3 protein-coding genes are annotated in these 5,510 nt (G+C 71.1%); all 3 read left to right on the plus strand.

What is annotated here, in order from left to right; genetic code table 11:
• Positions 1–480 precede the first annotated feature (480 nt).
• Positions 481–3,279 (plus strand): aconitate hydratase, encoded by a 2,799-nt coding sequence (locus tag AOJ26_RS35070; protein ID WP_053852404.1) that lies wholly within the window; start codon positions 481–483, stop codon positions 3,277–3,279.
• Between the two features lie 135 nt (positions 3,280–3,414).
• Positions 3,415–3,783 carry a response regulator gene (locus tag AOJ26_RS35075; RefSeq protein WP_078960145.1) on the plus strand — a complete coding sequence of 123 codons (369 nt, stop codon included), beginning with the start codon at positions 3,415–3,417 and terminating at the stop codon, positions 3,781–3,783.
• A complete protein-coding gene (locus AOJ26_RS35080; protein ID WP_053852405.1) occupies positions 3,780–5,306 on the plus strand; it encodes a sensor histidine kinase in 1,527 nt (508 codons plus the stop codon). The genes AOJ26_RS35075 and AOJ26_RS35080 overlap by 4 nt, the downstream gene beginning before the upstream one ends.
• The last annotated feature ends 204 nt before the right edge of the window (positions 5,307–5,510 follow it).

Raw genomic sequence — 5,510 nt, forward strand, 5'->3', positions numbered from 1 at the left:
GGCGGTGGAGGTGTGGTGCGGACGGGGTCCGCGCAGCCCCCGGTGCCCCCTCCCCGGCGGCCTCGCGATCCGCTGCGGCCCGATCGGCGCCGCCCCGACGGGCGACCTGCTCCATGATCCGAGGTGGCCGCCTCTGCGGTCCCCAGCGGCCGCTTCCGTGGTTCCCGACGGCCGCCTCCGCGGTCCCCGACGGCCGCTTCCGTGGTCCCCGGCGGTCAGCTCCACGATCCGCGGCGGCCGCCGCCCTCGTAGTGGTTCCGCACACACCGGGACATCGCAGCGAGGCCGGGCATGACCATCCCGGCCTCATGTACTAGAGTTATCTCGACATCGAGATATCTGCCGAGGCGTACCGCAGTCGCACGCTTTCGCTGGGTCTGGCAGTAAGGCATACCTAACTTAGCCTTACCTTAGCGGATCGGCCAAGACGGCGTGGCGGCAGGATGCGGTGGTAAGCGCACAAAAATGAAGGAGACTGTCGTGTCGGCGAACAGCTTCGACGCCCGCGCCACGCTGAGCGTGGGCGACGAGTCGTACGAGATCTTCCGGCTGGACAAGGTGGAGGGCTCGGCCCGCCTGCCGTACAGCCTCAAGGTTCTCCTGGAGAACCTGCTCCGTACCGAGGACGGCGCGAACATCACCGCCGACCACATCCGCGCCCTCGGCAACTGGGACTCCCAGGCCCAGCCGTCGCAGGAGATCCAGTTCACGCCGGCCCGCGTGATCATGCAGGACTTCACCGGCGTGCCCTGTGTCGTCGACCTCGCCACCATGCGTGAGGCCGTGAAGGAGCTCGGCGGCGACCCCGCGAAGGTCAACCCGCTGTCCCCGGCCGAGCTGGTCATCGACCACTCCGTCATCGCGGACAAGTTCGGCACCCACGACGCGTTCGCGCAGAACGTCGAGCTGGAGTACGGCCGCAACCGCGAGCGCTACCAGTTCCTGCGCTGGGGCCAGACCGCGTTCGACGACTTCAAGGTCGTCCCGCCGGGCACCGGCATCGTCCACCAGGTGAACATCGAGCACCTGGCCCGCACGGTCATGGTCCGCAACGGCCAGGCGTACCCCGACACCCTGGTCGGCACCGACTCGCACACCACGATGGTCAACGGCCTCGGTGTGCTGGGCTGGGGCGTCGGCGGCATCGAGGCCGAGGCCGCGATGCTCGGCCAGCCGGTCTCCATGCTCATCCCGCGCGTCGTCGGCTTCAAGCTGACCGGTGAGCTCAAGCCCGGCACCACCGCCACCGACCTCGTGCTGACCATCACCGAGATGCTCCGCAAGCACGGCGTCGTCGGCAAGTTCGTCGAGTTCTACGGCGAGGGCGTCGCCGCCACCTCGCTCGCGAACCGCGCCACCATCGGCAACATGTCGCCGGAGTTCGGCTCGACCGCCGCGATCTTCCCGATCGACGACGAGACGATCAAGTACCTCAAGCTCACCGGCCGTTCCGAGCAGCAGCTCGCGCTCGTCGAGGCGTACGCCAAGGAGCAGGGCCTCTGGCTGGACCCGAAGGCCGAGCCGGACTTCTCCGAGAAGCTGGAGCTCGACCTCGCCACGGTCGTGCCCTCCATCGCCGGCCCGAAGCGCCCGCAGGACCGCATCGTCCTGGCCGAGGCCGCCCAGCAGTTCGCCAAGGACGTCCTCAACTACGTCGAGGCGCCCGTCGCGCAGAGCGCGGCCGCTGCCGCCTCCCCGGTCGACGAGGCCAGCGCCGAGTCCTTCCCGGCCTCCGACGCCCCGGCCTACGGCAGCCAGGAGAACGGCGCCGGCGCGCCCCAGCACGCCGACGGCACCGGTGCCGCCGTCCCGTCGAACCCGGTCACCGTGACCGCCCCCGACGGCTCGACGTACGAGATCGACCACGGCGCTGTGACGGTCGCGGCGATCACCTCCTGTACCAACACCTCGAACCCGTACGTCATGGTCGCCGCCGCGCTCGTCGCGAAGAAGGCCGTGGAGAAGGGCCTGACCCGCAAGCCGTGGGTCAAGACCACCCTCGCCCCGGGCTCCAAGGTCGTCACCGACTACTTCGACAAGGCGGGCCTGACCCCGTACCTCGACAAGGTCGGCTTCAACCTGGTCGGCTACGGCTGCACCACCTGCATCGGCAACTCCGGCCCGCTGCCGGAGGAGGTCTCCAAGGCCGTCAACGACCACGACCTCGCGGTCACCTCGGTCCTCTCCGGCAACCGGAACTTCGAGGGCCGGATCAACCCCGACGTCAAGATGAACTACCTGGCCTCCCCGCCGCTGGTCGTCGCGTACGCCCTCGCGGGTTCCATGAAGGTGGACATCACCAAGGACGCGCTCGGTGTCGACCAGGACGGCAACCCGGTCTTCCTCAAGGACATCTGGCCCTCCGAGGCCGAGGTCAACGACGTCGTGGCGAACGCCATCGGCGAGGACATGTTCAACAAGTCCTACTCCGACGTCTTCGCGGGCGACGCCCAGTGGCAGGCCCTGCCGATCCCGACCGGCAACACCTTCGAGTGGGACGCCGAGTCGACCTACGTCCGCAAGCCCCCGTACTTCGAGGGCATGACGATGGAGACCACCCCGGTCTCCGACATCACCGGCGCCCGCGTCCTCGCCAAGCTGGGCGACTCGGTGACCACCGACCACATCTCGCCCGCCGGTGCCATCAAGGCCGACACCCCGGCCGGCAAGTACCTCACCGAGCACGGTGTGGAGCGTCGTGACTTCAACTCCTACGGCTCCCGCCGAGGCAACCACGAGGTCATGATCCGCGGCACGTTCGCCAACATCCGCCTGCGCAACCAGATCGCGCCGGGCACCGAGGGCGGCTACACCCGCGACTTCACCCAGGACGGCGGTCCGGTGTCGTTCATCTACGACGCCTCCCGCAACTACATCGAGCAGGGCATCCCGCTCGTCGTCCTCGCGGGCAAGGAGTACGGCTCCGGCTCGTCCCGCGACTGGGCCGCCAAGGGCACCGCGCTCCTCGGCGTCAAGGCCGTCATCGCCGAGTCGTACGAGCGCATCCACCGCTCGAACCTCATCGGCATGGGCGTCCTGCCGCTCCAGTTCCCCGAGGGCCAGTCCGCCGCGACGCTCGGCCTGACCGGCGAGGAGACCTTCTCCTTCACCGGTGTCGAGGAGCTCAACAACGGCACCACCCCGCGCACGGTGAAGGTCACCACCGACACGGGCGTCGAGTTCGACGCGGTCGTCCGCATCGACACCCCCGGTGAGGCCGACTACTACCGCAACGGCGGCATCATGCAGTACGTGCTGCGCAGCCTGATCCGCAAGTAAGCCCCTTCGGGCTCCTGAGGGCCGCACTTCCGGTGACGGGGGTGCGGCCCTCTGCCGTACCCCGCCGTCACCGGTCATCACCCACCCTCAGGCGGAACACAGGGTTCCCTCAGCGGACGGGGACACGATCGGTACATGACCGGCACATCCGGCTCCCCGACCGGCCGCGTACGAGTGCTCATCGCCGACGACGAGCCCGCACTCGACGAAGTGCTGTCCGTCGCCGTCACCGAGGCGGCCCGGCGCCCCTGCCCGGCGCTGGACGGACGCAACGCCCTTAGTACGGCCCCCTGTCGTGCGCCCCACGCCGTCGTGCTCGACGGCATGCTGCCCGAGCCCGACGGCCACCAGGTGCTGCGCCGACTGCGCTTCGAGAACCCGGGGCTGCCCGTCCTGCGGGTGCTCTCCGCCCTGCGCCGCAAGAACGCCGGCCGACGGCCACTGGTGACTCACCGCGTGCGCGCCCTCGGGTATGCCAGCAGGGCCACGGGGGACGGGAGATGAGCCGACGCCCGCGCGCGGGAATGCGCTCCCGGCCCCTCCGCACCCGCCTGCTCGTCCTCGTCACCACCACGCTGGTCGTCGTCTGTGTCGCGATGGGCCTGATCGCGGCGTTCCTCCAACACGCCTACCTGATGGGCGACTTGGACGACCGCGTCCGTCACACCGCCGAACGTGCCTTGGACCGGGCCTCGTTGCACCCTGAGCTCAAGGACGACCTGACCTTCCTGCGGGAGAGCGGACAGCCCGCCGGAGCGCTCTCCGCCCGGCTCGACGAGGACGGCGCCGTCGTCTCCGCGGCCGTCGCCGTCCAGGACGCCCCGGCCCGCGAGCTCGGCACCGGCCGGCGCACCGCCCTGGCCGGGATCGGGGCGGACGGCGCGATGCACACCCGGACCGTGCCCGGCCTCGGCACCTACCGGGTCACCGTCCTCGGCGACGGCGGCGTCCGGGTGCTGGCCGGCCTGCCCGTGGACGACGTCCAGGACACGCTCAGCGGACTCGTCCTGATCGAGGCGGGTGTCGCCCTGGCCGGACTCGCCGTAGCCGGCTGTGTCTGCGCGGTGGTCGTACGACGGCAACTACGCCCCCTCTCCCGGGTCGCCGCGACCGCCGCCGAGGTCTCCCGCGCCCCCCTCGGACGCGGCGAGGTCACCGCTGTCACCCGGGTGCCCGAGCGCGACACCGACTCCGGCAGCGAGGCCGGTCAGGTCGGTGCTGCGCTCAACCACCTTCTCGACCATGTGAAGTCCTCCCTCGCCGAGCAGCAGCGCGGTGAGGAGCGGACGCGGCGCAGCGAGGAACGCATGCGGCGCTTCCTGGCCGACGCCAGCCACGAGCTGCGGACCCCGCTCGCCTCGATCGCCGGGTACGCCGAGCTGATGAACCGCGGCACCGACCGCGTCGAACCGGTGCTGGCCTGGCGCCGCGTCTCGGCGGAGTCGGCCCGGATGACGGGCCTGGTCGAGGACCTGCTCCTGCTCGCCCGGCTCGACGAGGGCCGCGCCCTGCACTTCGCGGAAGTGGACCTGGCGGCCCTGGTCACGGAGGCCGTGTGGGACGCGCGGGCGGCGGGCGGCGGCCACGACTGGCAGCTCGAACTCAACCTGGACGCACCGGTGTCGGTGTTCGGTGACCAGGCCCGGCTGCACCAGGTGGTGGCCAACCTCCTGGCCAACGCGAGGACGCACACGCCGGCCGGCACGAGGGTGACGGCATCGGTGGAGTCCGCGGACGGCCGCTGCGTGATCCGCGTCCGCGACAACGGCCCCGGGATCCCCCCGGCCCTCCTGCCCACGGTCTTCGAACCCTTCACCCGGGCGGACACCTCCCGCTCCCGCGCCGACGCCGGCTCCGGCGGATCGGGCCTGGGGCTGGCCGTCGCGGCGGCGATCTCGACGGCCCACGGAGGCCGCATCCAGGTGCACAGCGTCCCGGGCCGCACCGAGTTCACGATCGACCTCCCCGCAGCCCTGGAGACGGGGGCGGGGGAGAGGGCGGTCTCCGGGAACGGGGCACCGGTATAGCTCCCGCGCACGGGGGCGGACCGGGGGCGTACGGCTGGAGGGACGCAGCAGTACGGCTGCGAGGGCGTAGGCGTGCGGCCCGGGTACGCCGCGAGTGGAGCACCCCCGTCGGCCACCGCCACCGCCGCCACCGCCGCCGAAATCCAGTGGATCAGCGCCGTCGCCCGCCATTACGGTGCTGCCGAACCCAGTCGCCCAGGCAAG

This window comes from Streptomyces sp. NRRL B-24085 (assembly GCF_001282115.1).
GTDB lineage: Bacteria > Actinomycetota > Actinomycetes > Streptomycetales > Streptomycetaceae > Streptomyces.